The 20,881-nt window shown below is 66.4% G+C and carries 24 protein-coding genes and 3 pseudogenes; 8 read left to right on the plus strand and 19 right to left on the minus strand.

All coding sequences use genetic code 11. The features are described 5' to 3' along the window. Positions 1-57 precede the first annotated feature (57 nt). Complete coding sequence (locus ACWC24_RS14240; RefSeq protein WP_450663085.1) at positions 58-759, minus strand: zinc finger domain-containing protein; 702 nt, start codon at positions 757-759, stop codon at positions 58-60. A gap of 2 nt (positions 760-761) precedes the next feature. After that, a complete protein-coding gene (locus ACWC24_RS14245) occupies positions 762-1,652 on the minus strand; it encodes a helix-turn-helix domain-containing protein (protein WP_450663086.1) in 891 nt (296 codons plus the stop codon). 694 nt (positions 1,653-2,346) lie between these two features. Between ACWC24_RS14245 and ACWC24_RS14250 the strand changes: the two genes are divergently transcribed. Continuing rightward, complete coding sequence (locus ACWC24_RS14250) at positions 2,347-2,715, plus strand: helix-turn-helix domain-containing protein (protein ID WP_450663087.1); 369 nt, start codon at positions 2,347-2,349, stop codon at positions 2,713-2,715. Between the two features lie 113 nt (positions 2,716-2,828). On the opposite strand, the gene ACWC24_RS14255 is transcribed toward ACWC24_RS14250, so the two are convergent. Further along, positions 2,829-3,635 (minus strand): MmyB family transcriptional regulator, encoded by an 807-nt coding sequence (locus ACWC24_RS14255; protein ID WP_450663088.1) that lies wholly within the window; start codon positions 3,633-3,635, stop codon positions 2,829-2,831. 569 nt (positions 3,636-4,204) lie between these two features. Between ACWC24_RS14255 and ACWC24_RS14260 the strand changes: the two genes are divergently transcribed. Genes ACWC24_RS14260 through ACWC24_RS14270 form a run of 3 tightly spaced genes read left to right on the plus strand, consistent with a single transcriptional unit; the run spans position 4,205 to position 6,520 of the window. Next, positions 4,205-4,738: a secondary metabolite protein gene (locus ACWC24_RS14260; RefSeq protein ID WP_450663089.1), complete on the plus strand. Its 534-nt coding sequence runs from the start codon at positions 4,205-4,207 to the stop codon at positions 4,736-4,738. Next, complete coding sequence (locus ACWC24_RS14265; RefSeq protein ID WP_450663090.1) at positions 4,735-5,898, plus strand: MAB_1171c family putative transporter; 1,164 nt, start codon at positions 4,735-4,737, stop codon at positions 5,896-5,898. Before ACWC24_RS14260 ends, ACWC24_RS14265 begins: the two co-directional genes overlap by 4 nt. Positions 5,899-5,923: 25 nt before the next feature. Then, a complete protein-coding gene (locus tag ACWC24_RS14270; protein ID WP_450663091.1) occupies positions 5,924-6,520 on the plus strand; it encodes a hypothetical protein in 597 nt (198 codons plus the stop codon). 177 nt (positions 6,521-6,697) lie between these two features. Here the strand turns inward: ACWC24_RS14270 and ACWC24_RS14275 are convergent, their stop codons facing one another. From ACWC24_RS14275 to ACWC24_RS14325, 11 genes and pseudogenes are all read right to left on the minus strand, one after another. Then, positions 6,698-7,066 (minus strand): glutamate ligase domain-containing protein, encoded by a 369-nt coding sequence (locus ACWC24_RS14275; RefSeq protein ID WP_450663092.1) that lies wholly within the window; start codon positions 7,064-7,066, stop codon positions 6,698-6,700. Beyond that, positions 7,066-7,614, minus strand: coding sequence for a C39 family peptidase (locus tag ACWC24_RS14280; RefSeq protein ID WP_450663093.1), 549 nt, complete (start codon positions 7,612-7,614; stop codon positions 7,066-7,068). The genes ACWC24_RS14275 and ACWC24_RS14280 overlap by 1 nt, the downstream gene beginning before the upstream one ends. A gap of 11 nt (positions 7,615-7,625) precedes the next feature. After that, positions 7,626-8,717, minus strand: a complete 1,092-nt coding sequence (locus tag ACWC24_RS14285; RefSeq protein WP_450663094.1) for a D-alanine--D-alanine ligase family protein — start codon at positions 8,715-8,717, stop codon at positions 7,626-7,628. Beyond that, positions 8,714-9,514, minus strand: a complete 801-nt coding sequence (gene dapF, locus ACWC24_RS14290) for a diaminopimelate epimerase (protein ID WP_450663095.1) — start codon at positions 9,512-9,514, stop codon at positions 8,714-8,716. The genes ACWC24_RS14285 and dapF overlap by 4 nt, the downstream gene beginning before the upstream one ends. A gap of 61 nt (positions 9,515-9,575) precedes the next feature. Continuing rightward, positions 9,576-9,755, minus strand: coding sequence for a hypothetical protein (locus tag ACWC24_RS14295; RefSeq protein ID WP_450663096.1), 180 nt, complete (start codon positions 9,753-9,755; stop codon positions 9,576-9,578). Between the two features lie 80 nt (positions 9,756-9,835). Then, positions 9,836-10,378 carry an NUDIX domain-containing protein gene (locus ACWC24_RS14300; protein ID WP_450663097.1) on the minus strand — a complete coding sequence of 181 codons (543 nt, stop codon included), beginning with the start codon at positions 10,376-10,378 and terminating at the stop codon, positions 9,836-9,838. Then, complete coding sequence (locus ACWC24_RS14305; protein ID WP_450663098.1) at positions 10,375-10,761, minus strand: hypothetical protein; 387 nt, start codon at positions 10,759-10,761, stop codon at positions 10,375-10,377. The genes ACWC24_RS14300 and ACWC24_RS14305 overlap by 4 nt, the downstream gene beginning before the upstream one ends. 95 nt (positions 10,762-10,856) lie before the next feature. After that, positions 10,857-11,702 carry a helix-turn-helix domain-containing protein gene (locus ACWC24_RS14310; protein ID WP_450663099.1) on the minus strand — a complete coding sequence of 282 codons (846 nt, stop codon included), beginning with the start codon at positions 11,700-11,702 and terminating at the stop codon, positions 10,857-10,859. A 26-nt stretch (positions 11,703-11,728) separates the two neighbouring features. Then, positions 11,729-12,241: a DUF6879 family protein gene (locus ACWC24_RS14315; RefSeq protein WP_450663100.1), complete on the minus strand. Its 513-nt coding sequence runs from the start codon at positions 12,239-12,241 to the stop codon at positions 11,729-11,731. Further along, a complete protein-coding gene (locus ACWC24_RS14320; RefSeq protein WP_450663120.1) occupies positions 12,219-12,449 on the minus strand; it encodes a hypothetical protein in 231 nt (76 codons plus the stop codon). The genes ACWC24_RS14315 and ACWC24_RS14320 overlap by 23 nt, the downstream gene beginning before the upstream one ends. A gap of 141 nt (positions 12,450-12,590) precedes the next feature. Further along, positions 12,591-13,025: pseudogene (locus ACWC24_RS14325) on the minus strand (NAD(P)-binding domain-containing protein); the annotation flags it as partial. A gap of 255 nt (positions 13,026-13,280) precedes the next feature. Between ACWC24_RS14325 and ACWC24_RS14330 the strand changes: the two are divergent. Further along, positions 13,281-13,679: a carboxymuconolactone decarboxylase family protein gene (locus tag ACWC24_RS14330; protein ID WP_450663101.1), complete on the plus strand. Its 399-nt coding sequence runs from the start codon at positions 13,281-13,283 to the stop codon at positions 13,677-13,679. Between the two features lie 48 nt (positions 13,680-13,727). Here ACWC24_RS14330 and ACWC24_RS14335 read toward each other — a convergent pair whose 3' ends face one another. Next, complete coding sequence (locus ACWC24_RS14335) at positions 13,728-14,435, minus strand: TetR/AcrR family transcriptional regulator (protein ID WP_450663102.1); 708 nt, start codon at positions 14,433-14,435, stop codon at positions 13,728-13,730. A 347-nt stretch (positions 14,436-14,782) separates the two neighbouring features. Here ACWC24_RS14335 and ACWC24_RS14340 point away from each other — a divergent pair. Then, positions 14,783-14,926: pseudogene (locus tag ACWC24_RS14340) on the plus strand (NAD(P)-binding protein); the annotation flags it as partial. A 56-nt stretch (positions 14,927-14,982) separates the two neighbouring features. Beyond that, on the plus strand, positions 14,983-15,798 hold the full coding sequence (locus tag ACWC24_RS14345; RefSeq protein ID WP_450663122.1) for a hypothetical protein: 816 nt from the start codon (positions 14,983-14,985) through the stop codon (positions 15,796-15,798). 614 nt (positions 15,799-16,412) lie between these two features. Here ACWC24_RS14345 and ACWC24_RS14350 read toward each other — a convergent pair. Continuing rightward, complete coding sequence (locus ACWC24_RS14350) at positions 16,413-16,493, minus strand: DUF6233 domain-containing protein (RefSeq protein ID WP_450663121.1); 81 nt, start codon at positions 16,491-16,493, stop codon at positions 16,413-16,415. A gap of 115 nt (positions 16,494-16,608) precedes the next feature. Beyond that, complete coding sequence (locus tag ACWC24_RS14355) at positions 16,609-17,409, minus strand: GtrA family protein (RefSeq protein WP_450663103.1); 801 nt, start codon at positions 17,407-17,409, stop codon at positions 16,609-16,611. Between the two features lie 163 nt (positions 17,410-17,572). Here ACWC24_RS14355 and ACWC24_RS14360 point away from each other — a divergent pair. Beyond that, positions 17,573-17,737 (plus strand): annotated as a pseudogene (locus tag ACWC24_RS14360) (pirin family protein); the annotation flags it as partial. Between the two features lie 317 nt (positions 17,738-18,054). Here ACWC24_RS14360 and ACWC24_RS14365 read toward each other — a convergent pair. Continuing rightward, the gene (locus ACWC24_RS14365) at positions 18,055-18,906 is read right to left on the minus strand and encodes an IS5 family transposase (RefSeq protein WP_450663104.1); all 852 of its coding nucleotides are present in this window, start codon (positions 18,904-18,906) and stop codon (positions 18,055-18,057) included. Between the two features lie 722 nt (positions 18,907-19,628). Then, the coding region (locus tag ACWC24_RS14370) for a hypothetical protein (protein ID WP_450663105.1) at positions 19,629-20,881 on the minus strand (1,253 nt) is incomplete at its 5' end.

Below are 20,881 nucleotides of genomic sequence, written 5' to 3' on the forward strand. Positions count from 1 at the left end.
AGGGAGAGGGCTGTTTCACAGCGGTGCCCCGGAGCGGTGCCCGGTGGCTGACCGCGTTCAAGCGATGGGAGCCTGCCGGCTCTCCGGTGCTTGCCGGGCGGCGGCGAGGCTGGCACGGCTCGGGTGCGGAGTCGTGCGCGGGACGGTACCCACCACGGCGCCGCCACGGCCGAACCGCTGGCGGCGGCAGCGCGCGCCGACAGGGGCGTGGCACCGTTCGCAACGGACGGAGAGCGGGTTGGGCAGCCCCTGAGCGATGGCCGCCTCGCGTGCTGCTCGAGCGGGCCAGCACTGCGCGAAGATCGCCCTGGCGTCGGGCGGGATGCAGGAGCCGACCTCCTGCAGCCGCGCCTCCAACCGTGGGTCTGTCGAAGCGCTGGCGAGCTGTCGGTACTGGTTGGGTTGGGCGGTGCCGACGGCCACGGAGCGCCTGGTGCCGACCAGCTCGGCGGTCCAGGTTGCCTGGTCGTCCGGATCGGCGGCCGGGGTCGGGTCCGTGTGCCGGCCCAGCCGGTCGCGCCGATAGCTGGCCCATGGGCGACCGATGTCCGCGGGGAGGATCTGGAAGGGCGAGACGCGGATGTGTCCGCGGGCGACGCTGCGGGCGTCCCACCCGTGAGGCGTGGCGAGGGGAACGTCGTCGAGCAGTTCGTGCCACTGGCCGAGCTGGTCTCGGAGTTCCCCCGGATCCGTACGGATGGTGCGAGGGTCGAGCCGGCCGATGTAAGCCAGCAGGGCGGCGGTTTCGCGGCGGTCCATGACTATCCCTCCGTCCGGGTCGGTTCGCCGAGAGCAGCGAGTAGAGCGGCGGTATGGGCTTCGGCGCGGGTTATGCCCGCAGTCGGAGCATCCTTGCCGTGGAGACGGGAGGTCTGGCGGGCATGGCTGGGGGCGTGTTCGCGGGCGATCCAGGAGCGCCAGTCCGCCGCCCACGCCTCAGCCGTCTGTGGCTGCCAACCGGCCCGATGAGCACGCCACTTCGCGTCGGCGGTATGCAGCCCCACTTCGCCAAGGCGGTCGAGGTGTCCGTGCTGACGAGCCCAGGCCAGGGCCTTTGGGTCGGCTTGCCACTCGGAGGCCGAGGTGACGGCAGCTCCACTGCTGTACCTACGGTTCACCTTCGGTTCACTACGGTTCTGGGGGCTGGATTTCGGTACATCGCTGTGCCGGTTTCCGGCCCTACGAGGTGCCGGTTTCGGCAGGGAGGTACTCGATTCCGGACGGGCCGATCTCCGGCCCTTGCCGGTGGATTCCGGCATCGCGCGGGGGCGGATCCCGTACCGGCGCAGGGCCGCCAGTCGCAGAGTGGGGCGGGCCTCGAGCTCCTCAACTGGGACGGCTGAACCGCCATCCTCTGGTTTCCAGTTGACCTCTGTGACGGCCTTGGCGGCGAGGGGCAGGCGATAGACCGTGCTGCGCTGAGGGCCGGTGAGGCCATCGAGCACTTCCAGCTCGCCGCCGTCGAGCAGCCTGTCGAGAGCTTCGCGCACCGTGGACCGGGAGGCGTTGACGCGCTCCATCAGGCTGGTGAGAGAAGCCCAAGCGATGCACTGCTCGTCGGTCACCCGGTCGGCGATCGACAGCAGTATCAAGCGCGCCGTACCTCGGCTGGTGCTCTGCTCCCACACCCACTCGCGGGCATCGCGGCTCATCGGCTGCTCCCGCCGGCTCGCGCGTCGGCGTGCAGACCAATTCCGGCGGGAGGGAAGAACGGGAAGTTTTTGGCGCAGGCCCGTATAGGGGGCCTGTCCAGAGCGGTCGTCATGCGACACTTTCCTTTACGGCATTGCCGCGCTGGCGCACCCGGGCAAGGGATCAGCGCGGTGATGGGAGCGTCACCAACCCTTCCCGGGACAGGTGACGCCATGGAGCGTTCGGCGTCCGAGAGTTCCCGCTCTCGGACGCCGTCGCTGTTCTCTAAGTCTGTGTCGACCCGCTCGCGTGCACGCTGCGCGCTCGAGCAAGCCGGTCCCTGGGCGCTGCCACCCTGGGCGTATCGAACATATGCGCGATGCTGGTTCAAGATCCAGACTTGGTCCTCGAACTCTGTACTCATTGCGTTGCGTGACCGCAGGCGCTGCTACGGTCCCGATCTCGTCGATCCATCCCTCCTGGCCTGCGATGCAGCACTTTAGTGCTGAAGTTGTGGTTCAAGTTATGCCTTGGTGCTGGCAAGGTGTCAACACTTTAGTGTTCACAGTTGCAGGATGAAGGTCCTAATGGACGCCAAGGTGCGATATGTGGCATGGTGGCTGCCGGAGGTGAGGTGTCATGGCGGGTGGGCCGGCTGAAGGGGGCACGCCTCCGGAGTCCAGTCAGACTGTTGCGCACCGACTGAACGGCCTGATGCAGAAGCGGAACCCGGCGACGGGCAAGCCGTACACCAACGCCGATGTCGCCCGGGAGACGGGGGTCTCCGCCAGTCTCATTGCGCAGATCAGGCAGGGTGTCAAGACCAACCCCACTATGAACACGGTGGAAGCGCTGGCCGAGTTGTTCGGGGTGACCACCGACTACTTCTCCAAGCGGATGACCGAGGAGCATCAGCAGCGAGTCGTTGCTGCTCTTGAACTGCTCGATGCGGCAGAGGACGCGGAAGTCGATGCGTTGTTCGCGCGTGCCATAGGTCTTTCCTCGGAGAGCCTGCGCACGGTCACGGCTGTAATCGAAAGCATGCGTAAAGCTGAAGGGCTCGACGAGCCTGGCTCGAAGTAGCCTGATCGGCCAATTCCGAGACTGGCGTAAATGGTGCGTCGCCACTGCGCTGTGGCCATCACTCCAGGCTATATCGTGTCCTTTGGAGACCCATGCCGTGAGCGGTACCGCATCTATGTGGGCATGATGATGGTCAGCCAGCATGATGGGGCATCATAAACCGTAGCCCGAAGCACGGTTACCTCGGCTTCGGGGGTCCCTTCGCGAGGAAGTCGAACCCTGCGTGTACTCGTTACGGGGCCGGGTGCTGGATTTGGTAAATCAGTCGAGTTCCACAGTTTTCGCGCGACGGGATCCGTCTGCACGATGCGTACCAGCGCTTGCAGCCTCAGGTCGTCTTTCCTGAGTTCCGCCAGGAACCGGAGTCGAGCGAGCAGCGGCAGTGCCCAGTCGCTCTCCCAGCTTACGAGTTGCTCGCGCGCCTCGGATGTCGTCAGCACCCAAGACAGGATGTTCGACTCATGGTGCACCCAGGGGCAATGCCGACTGGCGGCATGGTTGAAGGCCAGTAGGTCCCATCGGTGGTCGTAGGCGAAGGCTGGCCACTTCTGCGCCTCGACGAATTGGGCTACTGGCGGTGGCACGGTGCGGACCTGGGGCAGCGGCGCGATGGTCCTGCCCGAGGCGAGTTGCCAGACGGTGTCCCATTCGTCGTCGCTCAGATCGAGGATGCGGCGCACGGATTCCAGCATCTGAGTGGAGTATGTGTGCGGCTTGCCGAGCTCAAGATTTCTGTACCAGCGCTTGGAGATGCCCAGGGCTCGGGCGACGTCTTCCTGGGTGAGCCCGCGCCTGTCCTGCGCTACGCGATCTGCGATCGCGCCAGGTAACCGACCTGGATCCGCCCTCAGGCGCGCTCGACGCAAAATGCGCGTAATGGTCTGGTGCGCTACCTGAGGTGAGGAACCGTCAATATTCATGAGCGCGCCAATCTTGAGGTGTAGGTCACATCGTCGAGTGTAACCAGAATGAGATTCGACTGAAGTGAGTCAGCACGAGGATGACTTGTCTGAATATGGCTGAAAAGTGAGGGGTCTGCCCTGAGGTGCGGGCGGTTCTCGTGGCAGATCTCGCTTGCGAGGGGAACTGCCAGTTCCCTTTATGGGAAGTCTCGAAAGCCATGCAGAGCCTGCGGTCATACAATCATTCGCGGTAGTAGCTGAAATTGATTGCAGAGCGGCAGAGGGCGGGGTGTGAGGCATGTCGCGTCTTCATGAAGAAGTCGAAAAAAGTTCGGCGGCGGGCATGCTTCTGGCGCTGGCCACCCATTTCGGTCGATGCTTAACGGACCGTCCCACGCTCTTCGGCTACTCAAGTGGAAAGAGCTGACCGCGGCGCTTCCCCCAAGCGGCCTCAGTGCTCACGCATGCCCGGTTTCAGGGCCCGACTGTCTGATGCCGACCGCCGCAACGTCTGCAGCTCCCCTGTACCCGCCCCAAAGGACTGCCTCATGCTTGTTTGGCGCAGGCGCGACCATGCCTCGCGACCGATGGACACCACAGGACGAGAACGCCGCCTCTGGGCCGCGTGCGAAGAGCAGTTGCAAGGGCTGCAGGTACAACGGCCCTTCACCATCGAAGCGTTCTGCGAAGCGCTGTCGATACGCCGCAGCCGGCGCATCGTGTTGCATCAGCTCCCTGACGACGGGGGCGTCAAAGGGCCGTGCGGCCTGTGGCTTGCCTTCCGCAGCGAAGACCACATCTGGCATGCGCCCGCGACCAGTCAGAGGCATAGGACCCAGGTCATCCTGCACGAGATCGGGCACATGCTCCTACAACACACCAATGACTTCACGTCGTCGTCGCTGTTGGCGGCGCTCCCACCCGAGATCGCGCCCTCCCGTATCCGGGCTGTGTTCGGACGGACCCACTATGCCACCGAGCAGGAACTGGACGCCGAACTCACAGCATCCATCCTGCGCAACGTCATCGACACACTGCCCACCGCACCGTCCACCACCTGGAGCGGACTCCTGACCCAGGTGGACGACACCATGGCCCACCCCCGCAGGAACCGCCAGTGAACATTCAAGTCGTCGTTGTCGCCATGCTCTGGGCCGTGACGCTATGGCGGGCGCCCTCCTTCTGGCACTCGCACAAGCAGCGCTCCTTGGAAGCCGCCTTCGCCACCCTTGCCGCCGCGATGACCTTCGAACTGCCTCGGGCGGCAGACTGGGTGGACTCCTGCGTCGGCATCACCAGCGTGAGCTACCTTCTCAAGCACATGCTCGGCGTCGTCTCCGCCGCGGCTGTCCTCGACTTTGTCATCGCCATCGTTCGACCGGGCGGCTACCTACGCAGGTTTCGACGCACTGCTGAAGCCGCCTGTCTCGTCCTCATGGTCGTCGCCTTCGCCTGTGCGCCGAACGGCCGGAAAACCCCCGACGATGTCCTCATCGACAACGAGCCTTCAGGCTTCGCCGTCCTGCATGTCGCAGTCTTCACCCTCTACATCGGCGTTGCGATGACCGTCACTGCTCTGCTGTTCGCGCATGCCGCCCGCCACACAACCGACTGCTGGGTCCGCACCGGCCACGCTCTCCTGAGTGCAGGAGGCGCCCTCGGCGTCCTGTACTCCGCCCAGCGTGTCGTGCACCTCGTTTACGTGGCTACCGACGAAGTGACTGTGGTCGGCGTCGAGAGCGATGCCCGCGTTTCGATACTCCTGAAGATGGCCGCGATCACTGCCATCGTTCTGGGGAGCAGCGTCTCCCCGTTGTCGATCGCCGCGCAGGCCCGGAGGGACAAGCGAGCCCTGCTCCATCTGGAGCCCCTGTGGACAGAGCTCACCTCGGCAGTTCCATCCGTCGTACTGTCCCTCGAACCGGGCCGAGGGCGCACCGAACTGCTGCTCCATCGCCGACTCGTCGAAATCGGCGATGCCACGCTCGGGCTGCGCGCATATGTCCCCGCCTCCCTCCAGGTCAGAGCCCTCGAGATGGCAAGAGACGCCGGCTACACCTCCGACCAGCGCGCTGCTGTCGCGGAAGCGGCTTGGCTCAAGACTGCCACCCTCATCGCCCTACGCGCTCAGCCGTTCGAGGGAGATCACCCTCGTCCCGGCGGTGACGGAATGAGCCTGACCGAAGAACTGAAGTGGCTATGCCAGGTCGGAACCGCCTTCAACCGCTGCGCTGCGGTCCACAGGTTCGCCTCCGAAGAAGCGGCCAAGCTCGCCCCCTGAACGCCAAAATCCCAGGAATAGACATATGAGCACCACAATCCTCCGCCGTGACCGCCAAAGCATCGCCCGCGCTGTCAGTGAGTATCTGCATCCCAAGACATGGATCGTCGTGGTTTCCCTCGCTATCGGCTGGTACACCGACGCTTGGCAGGGCCTCGCCTGGAGCCTCGTCGGAGTGGCTTTCGCGGCCGTCATCCCCGTCCTGTTCATTGATCACGGCATCAGAAAGGGCAGATGGAACGACCGCAACGTCGGCCACAGAAAATCCCGACTCGTGGTCATGGCGGCCATCCTCACTTCCGTCACCACTGGCCTGGCCATCATGAGTCTCTTCGACGCCCCAAAGATCCTCGTGGCCCTTGTCGCCAGCATGATCTTCACCCTGGTCGCCCTGGCCCTGGTCACCGTGACCTGGAAGATATCGGTTCACCAGGCCGTTTCCGCCGGAGCGGTGATCATGCTCGCCCAGGCCTATGGCCCCTGGGCACTCACCGGCTACGCCTTGGTCGCGATCGTCGGCTGGTCGCGGGTAGCCCTGCGTGATCACACCCTCGGCCAGGTGTGGGCGGGAACGGTGCTCGGCTCTGCGGTGGCGGCAGGCACTTTTGGCCTGCTTCGCTGATATGTCGCTGAGCGGTCGTGCTTACTTGGCTTGCCGACCGTGCCGGGCCTCGAACGCCGCGGCGTCCCAGTCCTCCGAACAGACATTGCCGCTTGGCCAGAAGTACGGGGGCGCTGCTCCGAGTCGGAACAAGGAGCTTGCTCCGACTCGGAATGTTTCGGCGTGATCGGAGCTTGCTCACAGCCCCGTAACGGGCTGCCCGGTGAGGGCTTGGGCGATCTGCCAGAGCTGGCCACCCCGGGACGCCTTCACAAGGACGACGTCGCCGGGGCGGAGGATGGAGCCGAGGTAGGTGGCAGCGGTTTTATTGTCACGGACGAAGCCGATGTCGGGCACTCCGGCGGCGCCGGCGGCGAGGGCGAGTTGCTTGGCGAGGTTGCCGCCGACGGCCAGGACGAAGTCGACGCCCACCTTCGCGGCGTAGCGTCCTACCTCCCGGTGCGCTTCGACGGATTCCTCGCCCAGTTCCAGCATCTCGCCGAGAACGGCGATTCTCCGGGAACCCGTGGCTTCGGCTTCGGTCGTCTCGCCGTTGGCCTCGGTCATCAGGATTCTCCGCGGGGGGTAAGGGGCGCGAAGGTGATCGCGCGGCCGGTATATGAGCGGGACAGGCGGCTGAGGGGGACACGGTCGTGGCTCTGGCCCCATGCCGAGGGGTCCCGGAAGCGGATCACGGGGTCGAGGCCATCCTCGTAGCCATGGAGGATGACGAGGTGGCCACCGGTGCGCCCGTCTTCGGGGAACGTCTCGGTGATGGACACGATGAGCGGGGCGTAGTCCAGGCGGCCGGGCAGTTCTTCGGCGGGTACGGATTCCGAGCGTGAGGGGACGCCGAGGTCGGTGGCCAGGCCGGCGATCCCCGCGTGGAGCGCTCCACGCGGGGTCAGGACCTCGTTCTTGACCGCGAGCTTCAGGAGTTCCGTGACGGTGGGCGCCGTGCGCCCGTAGGCCAGCAGGATCATCCGGAGCGAGGCCAGACCGCAGGCCCGGTTGGACCAATGGATTCTGTCTCCCAGTGCCCAGCCACCGTGCTCGTCCCATTCGGCGGGGTCGATGAGCTGTCGGCACAGAGGGATTTCGTGAACGCGCGGCACAGCGGCTGCTCCTACGGTGAGACGGCAGCCTCCCGAGTCGAAGTGGCACTGGAGAACACGGGAGTGGGCAGGTCGACATCGTAGGGCGGACGGGCCAGCGCCTCGTGGAGCATGGCCAGGACGACATCCGTGTGTGTGAACCCCACCATGGCCGCGCCGACGGCGAAGTTGCTGTCGCGGGACATGCCCGGGGTGCTGTTTACCTCCAGCGCGTACAACTCGCCGCTTCCAGTGACGACGAAGTCGACGCGGGCCGAGCCCTGAAGCCCCAGGCCCTCCCAAAGGGTCCGAACGTCTGTGGTGATATCGATCAACGTCTCGGGTGCCAATTCGGCAGCGTGCACGGAGACGTTGTTCTTGGAGTCCGCGTCGAGCTTGGTGTCGGCGTCGTAGAACTCGGCTTCGGCTGCTTCGGTGGCTAGGGGCGGGAAGACGGCAACGGAGCCGTCCGGAAGTTCCAGCAGTCCCACCGTCACCGGGGTCCCGCTGACGTAGTCCTCGATGAGTACGGCCGCAGCCTCCTCGTCGGCCGCCTCCGTCAGAGCGGCGGGCAGGTCGTCCGGATCGTGGACGAGGCTCATGCCGACGCTGGAGCCGCCGAAGGGCGGCTTCACCATCACGGGGCGTCCACCCCAGGGGGCCGGGCCGTCGGTCCAGACACGCCAGTTGGGGGTGGGGACGCCGAGCGTCAGCATGACGCGCTTGCAGAGGATTTTGTCGGCGGCCACCGCGGACGCCCCGACGCCGCTGCCGCAGTAGGGAACGCGGAGGTAGTCGAGTAAGCCTTGAAGCCGACCGTCCTCGCCGTACGGACCGTGGAGGTTGGAGAGAGCTACCTCGTATCCGGCGAGGTTCATGATGAAGTCCGGCTCGCAGGGGTCCAGCACCTGCCATCTGGCGCCAATCTGCTCCAGGGCCTCGGCGAGGGCGGTGACGGAGCGCTGCTCCACAGGGCATCGTGAGTGGTAGAGGCGATCCTCGGCGGACACCGGACCGTAGATCAGCGCGACGCGCAGGCCCTGGTGTTCGCGGCCCCACGCGCGAAGGTCCTGGGTAGCCTTCCTCAGCGCCGGCCCGGAGTTGAGGGTGTGGAAAGCGGTCATACGAGTACTCCTTCGAAGGTGTGTGTGACCGGTCCGCCGACCCAGAGGGTCCGGTTTGGCCGGGTGTCGTGCGGACGGACCGTGAGAGGTTCCCCGGCGCGGTTGTGGACGATGACGGCGCGCGGAGCGACAACGCCGCGCATCGTCGCGACGACCACAGCGGCAACTGCTCCGCTTCCGCAGGAGAGGGTCTCGGCCTCCACGCCGCGCTCGTAGGTACGGATTTTCAGCGATTGACTGCCGATGGCCTGGACGAAGTTGACGTTTGTGCCCAGGGGAGCCAGGTCGGGGTGGTGGCGGACGATGTGCCCGACCTTCTTGGCATCGACGGCATCCACGTCGTCGACGAGGGCCACTACGTGCTCGGTGCCGGTGTGGGCGCTGTCGAACCAGGTGGGCTTGCCGTTGATGATCGTCTGAAGGCGGCGAGGAAGGATCTGGCCCACCTCGGCCGTCACCCACACTGCGCCCTCGGACACGATCGCCTCGTGCGGCACCCCGGCCATGCGCAGGCTCAGCCGTTGGTGACCGTGGTCATGGTTCGCGGCCCAGGCGGCGCACCGGAGAGCGTTCCCGCACATCGTGGCCGGCGACCCGTCCGCATTGAAGCAGCTGATGTCCAGGACCGGCGGCTGGGTACTGACCACCTGGCTGATGACCAGTCCGTCCGCCCCCACGCCCGTCCGTCTCGCACACAGCCGCTCGGCCGCCTTGGGCCATTCCCCGGCGTCGCCCCGCTCCGGGTCGGAGAGCAGGACGAAGTCGTTGCCCGCGCCGTGGAGCTTGCGGAAACGCATGACGGTACTCCTCGTGTACTCAGGTGATGGGGTGGTGGTGCGGTCCTGGGACGCGTCGTGCTCAGCGGCGGCCGACGGGCCGGAACGTGGTCTGGGCGTCCCGCACGATCACAGGGGTGTGCTTGTTGAAGTGCAGGACCCGGTGGGTCGCGTTGTCGGAGGACCTCATGCCCTGGACACGCCCGTAAGGGCACTCGAGGAGGACGTCGCCCACTCGGATGTCGGTCGGCAGCCTCCTCATGCCCACCGTTCCAGGTGATGGCAGGGCGGAGGCAGGGCGGGTCACGGGCTGGCTCCGTGCTCGTACTCCAGCGACCGCCCTCAAGTCTGGGCCGTCAGGTGGTGGTGGACACGGCTACGGACCGAAGCGATGCCGATCTCGGCCAGGGGCAGCCAGGCGGCTGTGCCGGCTTCGAGCAGGGCGTGGTGGACGGCGCCGGAGTGGGCTTGAAACAGGTAGCGAAAGCCGACTCGGAGTCGAGGGCCGTACCGGTGCTGTCCCGGCCGGCTCACGTCGACCAGGAACGGTTGTTGGTCGCCGGGCTGTACCCACACGTCACGGATGCCCGTCTCCTCGGTCAGCAGACGGAGGGCCGCCTCGCGCAGCGTTTCGTCCTCCGACTCCGGCTCGGTCTCCGCCAGTGCGTAGCCATTCCCGTGCCAGAGACAGAGAACGCGGCTCCACTCATCGACTATGACGGCTCCGGTCATCACGAGCGGGCAGCGCTGATCGTGGGTGCAGGTCCGGTGCCGCGCATGGTCGGAGACCGCGTCGTACACGGGCATCAACGCCATTTGCTCGGCGGGATGTTCGTGGATGTAGTGGGAAAGCTCGCGGATAATCTGGTCCTCTGAAACGCTCACGGCGCATTCAGTCCGTTCCGCTCGCAGTAGACCCACAGAAGGCGACGGGTGAGCAGAGCGATGTCCCGGAGGTAGATGAATACACCGAATGCCGGCGCATCCGTACCGGGCCGACTGGTGAAGTCGATCAGCTTCCGACCCTTGCGGACCAGCTCCCGCACCTCCTCGTCCTCGTCGGCCCCGAGGTCCTCGGACAGCAGACGATTCAATTCCCTCGCCACCACCGGAACGTGCCCGTCAAGCGCGGTCCGGGTGGTCGTCCCCATGCGCAGCCCAAGAGCGGCGTCCGTCCTGAAAGAGATCGATTCGGCGTCGAGAACGTGCGTTTCGACGCTCGGGTGGCCCGATACCACCCCGTTCTTGCCGGTACTTGCCGCAGTCATCACTGCCCCCTCCGGAACACGCTTTCAGCGGTGCCATTGAGGCTAGGAAAGGGAGGGGAGGGGGTTCTATGAATGTGCCGGAACTTGCCGGGAGTTCACCCCAGAAATTCGATGGCAGCGGTGATGATTTCCCGCGCTTCGGAGCCGTAGACGGCAAGTTTCGCCAGCTCGCTGAATGTCTGGGCATACAGGGCAAGTTCGTGTCGCTGGACGACCGTGAGGTGGGCCGAAACGAGTTCCACGTTCAGCAGCTCGTCGTCGTAGAGGAAGAAGCCCTCCACGGGCCACAGGCCGGAGCGGTCGGCGTCCTGGGGAATGATGCCGATGCTCACGGACGGCAGCGCCATGACGCTGAGGAGGTATCCGAGCTGGCCCGCCATGACGTCGGTGCCGCCGATGCGGTACCGCAGGACGCTCTCCTCCAGGATGATCGCGAACGTCCGCTTCTCGTAGACGACCTGTTGCTTCTCCACCCGTACCTTCACGGCCGCCGGCACATCGTCGATGAGCCCTCGCCGGTTACGGATGGAGGTGAGCAAGGCGGTGATGTACGAGGCCGTCTGCACGGGGCCGGGGATGAGCCAGGGCGAGTAGATACGGAAGCGCTCGGTGCGCTCCCAGAGGGGGACCACCGACTCCTGGGCCCACTTGAGTCCCTGGCGCTCCATCTTGCGCCACTCGACGTACATGCCCTCGATTCCGCGGGCTGTCGAGACGAGGTCCTCGATCGCATCGTCCGCGTCGCAGGCCGCGCACCAGTCGCGAAGGTCGCGCTCCGAAGGGGCACGGGTGCCGCTCTCGAAGCGCGACGCCTTCGACTCATGCCAGCCCAAGTGCTGGGCTAGGGCCCGTTTGGTGAGTCCGGCCGCTTGCCGGATCTCGGCCATGCGTTGTCCGAGCGCCTTGCGGGCTTCCTGGACACTCGAAGATGGCGATGTCATGGCGGCGCGATCCTGCTGCTCGTAGGTCAGGTCAGATCGAACTCGGCGTGCGGCGTCGCCCGTTCCCACACGGCCTCGAAGGCGGCATCGCAGAGCTTTGCCACCTCGGGGTCTCGCGTGAGTTCGACCTCCATGTTCTCGCCCTCACCGTCGAAGTGATTGACAAGGACGAGGTCGCCGTCGAACAGCCAGAAGTCGTTCCCAGGCAACGCGATGCCTGTGGCCTTCCGTCGCGAGAGCCAGCGCACGCTCTCGCCGGCTGCGATGTTCAGCCCGTCCGTCACGTCGTACTCGAAGCGGATGTAGTCGCTGACCGGCGTCGACATGACGCGGGCCCGGCGGACCTCCACACCACGGGACGTGGCCTCTGCCACGAGGGCGAGCCAGTCGGCCCAGCGCTCGGCAGGGTCGAGGACCAGACCGGCCTTCCAGTCCACGAACGCCGGATCCGACTTCATGTAGGCGTCCCGCATCTCCAGATGGACGGCGGTCCGTCGGCAGTCGCGGAACAGTTCCTCAAACGTCGGGGTGCTCGTCACCCTGTCCCACCTCCTGGAAGAACTGCACCATGCGCCGGGGGATCTCCACCACCGTCTCGTGGCCGGGGATGTCCATCTGCGCGAGGCGCTCGTCGTCCTCCACCTTCCAGCCCTGGACGACGTACGTGTCCTTCTCGTCGTCCAGGTAGATGGTGGGGGATCCGCCGCTGGGGCTCTCCGGGTCCTTACCGAGCTTGATCAGGGCCATGATGACCTCCTCCGATGCCGGTAACGCAGTCTGTGCCAGAGCTTGCCTGCAGCGATGGCGTCGGGACAGGAACTTGCCCGAACTTGCCAGGATTTCAAGGTCAAGCCGGGCCACGCTGCCGTCTCCGACCAGCTCGTCGGGGCCGCCGACCATCGTGACCAGCAGTCCGTCGCCCGCCTGGGTCACGCCCCCGTCGAGAAGCGTGACACCGTGCCGGGCGGCCGTCTCTGCGAGCTCGCGCACGACCGACGGGGCGACGGTGGACAGGAGTACGACGGTCAGCCCGGGCTTGGCCGCGCCGAGCAGCCCCCCTTCGCCGGAGAGGACCTCGCGGGCCTGTACGGCGTTGACCACGGCGATCAGGACCACGTCACTGGCCGCCGCTACCTCGGCCGGCGATGCGAGCGACGGGCCCACGCCGACCAGTGAGTCGGAGGCGTCGGCGCGTACGTCGTAGACGGCCAGTGGCAGCCCCGCGCCGGCGATGTTCCGTGCCACACCCCCGCCGATCATGCCCAGACCGATGACCCCGGCCCTGATCGTCGTCCCGGCGGTGTCATGCGGGTTCGCTGTCATCAAGTCCCCTCACCTCGTTGGCTGGTGGCCCACGGTAGAAGTCCTGACCTGGGACATTGGGCCGCTGTCCCAGCCACTGGGACACCCGCTGTGGCCCGGTGCACGGTGGCGGATACCGTCCACGGGTCGGTCGCCCAGTGCCGGTCGGACCGATCGGCCGGAGACCCGTGGTGGTCGGCCGGATCCCGGCGGCTCGCACCCGTCCAGCGGGTGACGGCCGCCTTCGACCCCAGGAGCACACGGAGGTACGGGCACATGACGACTGTCGGCGAAGAGCGGTGGGAGCGCGGTACGGAGGCCATGGACGCCGTCTACGGACGCGGGTTCTCCGCCACGTATTACCCCGTTCCGCGGGAGAAGCCGTATCACCGGGAGACGGTGGAGCACCTCTTCGGCGACATCTGGTCCAGGCCCGGGCTTGCGGTCCGGGATCGCAGGCTGCTGGTGATCGGCGTCACCGCTGCCCTCGGCCGCGGGGACCTGGTCCGCATTCAGGCTCTCGGGGCGTTGCGCAACGGGGAACTCAGCCCCGACGAACTGCGAGAAGCCGTACTTCAGTTGGCTTACTACACCGGTTGGGGCAACGCGACCGGCGTAGACCAGGGCGTGGAGGGGGCTATCGCCGATCACGAGAAGGAACAGGCTGAGCGGTAGGCCGACAGCGGTGGGGCGGCCAACAGGGGGCCGCGAGGGTCGGCTGTCTCAATCCCCCGAGGACGAGCCCTTCCACTCGGCCTCCGGGTCGAGCGGGAGTCCGGGGTTGGCGCTCTTGAACGACTGGGTTTCCTGCTCCACCTCCCGCAAGGTGCTCTCGGAGGCGCCGAGGCCGCGGAACAGGGTCTCGCAGTACTCACGGGACAGGAACGCGGGATCCCACGGTCCGTCGGTGCGTACCCACTGATACGTGTGGTGGTGCAGGTTCAAGAACTGCAGTGTCGCCAGCCGGGGCTGGACCGGCTGGATCGAGCTCTGCTCCGCCGCCTCGGTGAGCAGGTCCGAGACCAGTCGTTCGAACTCGGCGCGTTGGTCGAGCAGCATTTCCAACTGCCGACCGCTCAGGCTGCGGTAGTCGTGTTCGTACACCCAGATGTGGTCGAGCCTGTGGAAGATGATGGTCAGCAGTGACTCTGACAGCAGTCGGAGTCTCAGCAGCGCCGTCGTGTCGAGTTCCGCGATCTGACGCGCCCGTCCCATCAGCGGCACCATCACCCGGGACTGGATCTCGACCAGCAGGCTCTCCTTGGAGCCGATGTAGTAATACAGAGCGCCTTTGGCGAGTCCCGCGGCACGGCCCACGTCGTTGACCGAGGTGGCGGCGTACCCCTGCCGGGCGAAGAGCTGGGCGGCGATGTCGATGATCTTCTGGCGCCTGACCTCGTAGTCGGGGCCGTGGCCCGGCGGCCGTGGCATCGCATCCGTTCCCTTCACCTTGCAGTCCGCCGACGTTGTGCCGCCCTTCGCGTCCGCCGGCCCGGCGGTGCTTCGGGTATCGGTGGAGTGTAGCGAGGACCAACATCATCGCCGTGCCCGCAGGCGGCCCGCGCCGCCGGCGTGAAGCAACCGGTGACAGCAGCATTGTCGCGGCGGCAGCAGTCCGTTACTGTGCGTTTGATTCTTCGACCGATCGGTATAACCCCGATGAGCAGCGGCGACACAGTGGTCGCCGGGCATGAGGAGGCTTCTTGAGCGCGCTGATGAACGCCTCGGAAGAACGATCCATCCACCGAGCCGACCAGCCCGGTACAGCGGCGACGCAGATGACCGACGTGCTGGTGATCGGAGCGGGCGCCACGGGACTCGGCCAGCTGCAACGCGCGCGAGAGGAAGGCTTCTCCACGGTGCTCCTGGAGGCCGGCTTCGGCGTGGGAGGTGTCTGGTACTGGAACCGCCTCGACGCCGAGCGGCTCGACCTGTCGAAAGGCGTCCTCCGCCACCTTCGTACGGGGCCACCCGGCCGGTGCCCCGGCCACCGGCCGGGTGGCCGACCATCGAGGGGCGGCTCAACGACGCGGTGGACCGTCTGGGACTGCGCCGCGACATCCGCCTCGGCGTCCGGGTGGCGTCCGCCCGGTACGAGGAAGGGACGGCCTGCTGGGCGGTGACGACCATGCAGGGCATCGTGTACCGTGCGCGCTTCCTGGTCGCGGCGACCGGAGTCGTTCCCCTTCCGATAGAGCGGGGACTGGACCGGGACATACGCGAGGAGGCGGCTGCCGGGATGCTCGTCGGCGCCGGGGTCCGCGCCTCGGCCGGCGCCCTCGGCCGACAGGCTCACGAGAATGCCAGCCGCCTCGGCGGGGTCGTCGTGTGCGAGGACGAACGCGACGGCGTCGGGTCTGCGGAACTGCTGCACGGGCCCGGTGAAGCACCTTCCGGCGATGGCGGTGGACCCCTGCGCCGGCTCGCGGTTCGGGGGCGTGACGGCCTCAAACTGAACGGGGCGTGGGCGGCGGGGGCGCGCAGCTACCTGGGGGTCATGACGGCGGGCTTCCCGAATCTCTTCTTCCCCGGCGGACCGCACGGAGTCTTCGACGCCCGTCCCGGTCACGCGGACGATCAGGTCGCCCTGATCACCGGTGCCCTGGCCTGCGCACGCCGTCGAGGACACTCCGTTGTCGAGGTGGCACTCGACGCCGAGGACGCCTGGACCCAGATCGTGGCCGACGGCGAGTTGTCCGGTGAGTTGGAGCGTGCGAGTCGAGCCCTGCTCGGCATGTTCGCCGCGGCCGCGGACGACGAGTACGCGTCCTTCGTCATGTCCGGGCGCAGGTGACGCGAGCGGTCGAGTGGTGCGCGATCCGGAAGGGCGGGAAGAGTCGACGTCACCTCCCTGTCGTTCCTCGGTCTGTGAGGTGGGTCAGTTCTGCAATGCGTGGCGCGGTCCTTTAACGAGAGTGCCCGGCCGGGACAGATGCTCACAGCCTCCTTGGCCCGGGCGATCTCGTCGGCGCTCTGAGGATGGGGGCGTAGCACTCGTCGAAGCTGCACACTGCTGTCTGCTCTGGCAAGGTCACCCTCGCCGCCGCGCAGCAGGCCATCGTCACGGACTGGACGGCCGCGCTCCTCAGCTGATCAGACACCCCACTCGTCCGGGCCGCGACCGGCCGGGCGGGAATGCCGTGCACCGGGGCCGAGATATGGGAACGTGGCAAGAAGTCCGGGCCCGCCGCAATCCCCCGTAGCGGCGGGACCGGACTCTCTGCCACGGACGGGAGCCGACGGTGACAGGCTGGTCGGGACAGGCGGCGAGCCGTGACAAGGTTCCCGGCATCGCCCAGCGACCATGACCTGGTTGTCCTCTCGCAAGGCCTGGGCACCGACGTTCCCGACGACGTCCGGTGGTGGGATGGCGCGGCGCCCAGCCCCATCAGCCGTAGCCGCTTGATCTCAGTCGAGGATGCCGAGGGCGATGTCGGGTCGGCAGTGGCTGCAGGCGGGCACACCCTCGGTCACCGCCCGCAGCGCCATGTCGCGCGGCCGGTCACGGTATGGACCGGCGGCTGGGGGCTGCTCGAAGACCGCATCGGACGGATACGGAGGCCCTGTCGCTCCGAGTGTGCTCCGCTTGTCAGGGGGTAAAAGGTCAGCCGACGGTAGCCACCGGGGTGAGCCAGCGTAGGGGCGTGGCAAGCCAAGCGATGCCGTTTGCGTTGCGCTGCCTGCTGATGGAGGCGTGGCGACAGCCTGAGCCGGAGAGGCTTGATGAATCCCTGCGGAACCGGCGGGTGGGGGTGGTGAGTGGATCTACGCCGTGGTCCCGAGCGCCTCGACTGATGGGCACTTCAGCGGAAGGCGAGCTGACCGGGGTGCTGACCTTTGTCCCTCCGAGCCGTAGGGCTGTCTTCGGCCTCGTGGTTTCGGGTGCGGACGTGGGGGAGCTGCTCCGCTTGCCGTTGGCGAAGACGAACAGGCGGAGCACGATGAACCGCCCGATCCCGGCAAGTGCGGAGGCCCCGAGGTAGACGCTCTGTTCCCATAGTGCTCCGGGTGAGGCGAGCGTGGCGTGCAGAAGGAGCATTGCGGCCGAGGTGACCGCGTAGGCGGCTGTGGCCGATCCGGCGGACTGCCAGTGCTGCCGCCAGCCAGCACGCTGTCCAGTGCCGAAGGTGAACCGCGCATGCAGTTCTGTGCAGAGCACAGTGGAGGCGGCCGTGATCAGTGCGTTCGCCATCATCCACGGCATATGTATGGCCAGGAGTGTCACTGCCGGGCTGGAAGCGAGTCCGACACCGCCGCCGCACACCATGAAGCGGATGAAGGAGGAGAGCCGGCCAGAGGGGGCTCCCGGTCGGCCTGCGTTGTTCCACGCGGCAGCCTTCGCTCGCTGTGTGCGTCGCGCTGTGCGCGTCGTGACCGGATTCGACGCGAGCGGCGACGTCATCATATTTCCCCTTGGGACGGAGGGCTGTGAGCGCTGTGGTCAGCTGGTCTCAACGATTCCGTTCCGGGGTTGTCGGCACGAGGAGGCGCCCTCCCCAACTGATGGTGTAGCGGGCTCCACCCTGCTGCGTGCCGCGAGCGCGCGATCATGTGGCCGGAGTCTGCGTAACCACTGGAACTGGATCGGCCGCACCCAACAGGAGATCGAACAGGCCCGCACCGACTGGATGACGGGCACCCGCTTCGGCGAGGTGAAGGGCTACGACGGCGCCCCACTACCCGCCCCGGAGCTTCCTCCGCTGCCCTTGAAGCCGCGGGGGAGGGTGCGCTGAGCTGCGCAGACGTGTCACAGTGAGCACTGCGGGCGGAGGCTTCAGGGCCTCCGCCCGCGGCGTGCGTCACCGGCCTTCGCACTACCCGCTCCGCTCGGCTTTCGATGAGTAGGGCCGGTGTCGCCATTCCAAAGTTTGGACGTCTGTGGCCGGGTTTGGCAGAACCTTTGCTGACTTTTCTGACGATACGTCAGATGATGACCTGTCCTCCTTCGCCAGATCCAAGTCTGGCTGTTCACGCGTCGTGAGCCGAGCTGCCGGGCGCCGCCTGCAGGCCTGGCGAGAGCCGCTTCGTTAAGAGAGCATCTGATCAGTGTTCACGCAGATACGGGCGGGATGTCTGTTTCGGTTCGCCAGGTTGGGGTGGATTCTCCGGTTAGCTCGCGGGACATTTTGTTAGCCATTGCCCAGTGGATCATCGTGCGGGATCTCTGTGGGAGGGCTTCGTAGTCCCGTGCGAGTCGGCGGTGCTGCATGAGCCAGCCGAAGGTCCGCTCGATCACCCAGCGTTTCGGCAGGGGTTCGAAGCCCTTCGTCCGTGGTCTCTGGACCACTTCCACGTCGATGCCGAGCGAGGCGCCGTGGTTGAGGATGCTGCTCTGGTATCCGCCGTCCGCCCAGACCTTGGACACGGTGGGATGGGTCGCGGCCAGGTCGTCGAGGAGGTGTTTGCCGCCGACGGTGTCGTGCACGTTCGCGGCAGTGATGAGGACGGCCAGGACCAGGCCGAGGGTGTCGGTGATCAGGTGCCTCTTGCGCCCTTTGATCTTCTTGCCGGCGTCGATGCCCTGGCTGGTCTCGGCCACGTTTGCCGAGGTCTTCACGCTCTGCGCGTCGATCACGGCTGCGGTCGGCTCGGCCCTGCGGCCATGGGCTCGCCGGGTCTTGTCGCGTAACAGGTCGTGAACTTGCTGGGTCGTGCCGTCCGCTTCCCACTTTGCGTAGTAGTCGTAGACGGTCTTGTAGGGAGGGAAGTCGTGTGGCAGGTACTCCCACGGAATGCCGGTGCGATTCACGTAGAGGATCGCGTTGACGATCTCCCGTAAGTCGTGGACCCGAGCCGCCGTGCCAGGGCCGGTCCGGCCGGCTCGCCAGGCCGTGAAGACCGGTTCGATCAAAGCCCAGCGGGCGTCGGAAACATCACTGCGGTACGGGCGACGAGCACTCACACCTCACCCAACGACCACCAACGCCCGTGGTCACAAAATCATCCCTAACTACCAGCTACATAGATCAGATGCTCTCTAAGCGGGAAGGTCTCCGGGGCGAAGCTCCGTTGTTGTAGGAACAAGACAACAGTGTCCAGGCGCTCGGGAGTTGAATGGCGCGAGAGATGCCGATCCTGCAGGCCGCCGAAAGGCAGAAGGACGCTCGTCCTGGGGGCAGCAGGTTCTTCGTCTGCTGGTGGTACAGAGGCAGCGCGTCGCTGACCAGCGCAAACAGTGCCCGTCTCGGCTTTGACAGGAATGCTGGCCCGGGAATGGTCCGGATCCTGGCCGATGCGATCCCTCGGACTGGGTGGCCGCCCGGTGCCACTCAGCGGTCGGAGCCGAGAAGAGGGGGTGCCGCCTACTGCGTCCGCTCGCACTCTGGTGTGACATGGTCATCGGCCGATACCGCCCTGTACGCCGAATCCCGCACGCTGATGGCGTTGAGCGATAGTCCGCTCGCCGTGGCCACGTGCGGCGTTGGCCATCCGTCGTGAGCTATGACGGTCCCACATGGCACATGTCGTAGGAGCCGTCCAGGACCGTCCGTCCAGTCCTATGCAGACATGTACGTCCAGTTTCGGGATCCTGTGCCGGAAGGGTGTCCACGGGGTCTGTGATTCGCGCGTGACACCTGACAGCATGACGAAGCCCCGTCGGTCGGGGCTTCGTCATGCGGCTCGTCAGGATGGATTGGTGCTCATGCTGACGGCTTCGTTGTATTCGGGCTCATCGCCTTTGAACCGCTCCGGGACGGATGGCAGCCGGGCTGTCGCCCAGGGGTAGGACGCCCATCCCTGATCAAGGACCGGGTTGCGGCCTCCTTCGTGTCCGGTGAGGCATTCGTTGAGAGCCCAGGTGGAGCGTTGGGGGTCTGCCGCCCGTTCCAGGAGCAGTGAGCTGGGCGTGATGTCGGTCAGGGTCACCAGGCGTTCGATCTCCTGGGCGCCGACGACCGTGGTCGGAATATCGGGGACGGGCAGGTCCACGTGGGGCAGGTTGGCGTTGGCGATGGGGAACGGCTCAAGGGTGACGATCAGCGCCTGGCGCGGCCGGTCGGCCGGAATGCGAGCGAATGCCGGGTTGCGCTCGTCGATCTGGGCCGAGGTGGTGTTGACCTGTCGGTAGGCGCGAGCCAGTTTGCCGTCGGTCTCTGCCACCCCCTTTTCCAAGCCCAGCCGGGCATTCTCGGTCGGCATCATGGACTTGACCTCCACCAGCAGCACGAGGTCGTCGAGGACGACGATCCAGTCGACGCTGAGCCGCTCGTCGCGCCTGACCCGGTAGGTGATCTCACCGATGACCTCAGCCTCCGGTATCAGGCGGAGCTGGCGGCCGACGTACTCCTCGAAGAGATACCCGGTCTCCCGCAGGAAGCCAGTTCCGAAGTGCTCCCGTCCCGTGTGATAAATGCCGGCCGGGGTCGCCTTGCGCCAGACCAGCTGCGGTGAGGGACACAGCAGGCCGGGGCCGAAGCCGGTGACCGCCGGCCGGCCGAGCAGCGGGTTGTACGTGAAGCGCCGCAGCTGGGCCGCTTTGCCACCGGCCACCCTCCCCAGGCTATCCACGGTCTGCCTCTCGGCTGCTTTGACGGAAGCCACGTCGGTGGCGAAGTGCCGTTCGATGACACTCACAACCGTCTCCCGGCTGATCGCCCGGTTGAACTTCTCGCCATCCGGGCCGTCGAAGACCGCGGGATCGAACCGCCCGGCATTGAACAGCACGCATCCCCAGAGCAGTTGCGCGGTGCCGACGTAGTCGGGCAGCGGACAGCCGAACACCTCGGTGTCCCAGCCCAGGACCACGCAGCGGGGTTGCCGGCGTTCGGGGAACGGGGTGTGTGGCTGCATAGGTGAGAACGAAGAACGAATGTCGGTCAGTGCTGGCAGCATTGCTGGCTTGAGGTGCCTGGAGATGTCGGTCAAAACCAGGAACG

The sequence above is a fragment of the Streptomyces sp. NPDC001443 genome, from assembly GCF_053597355.1.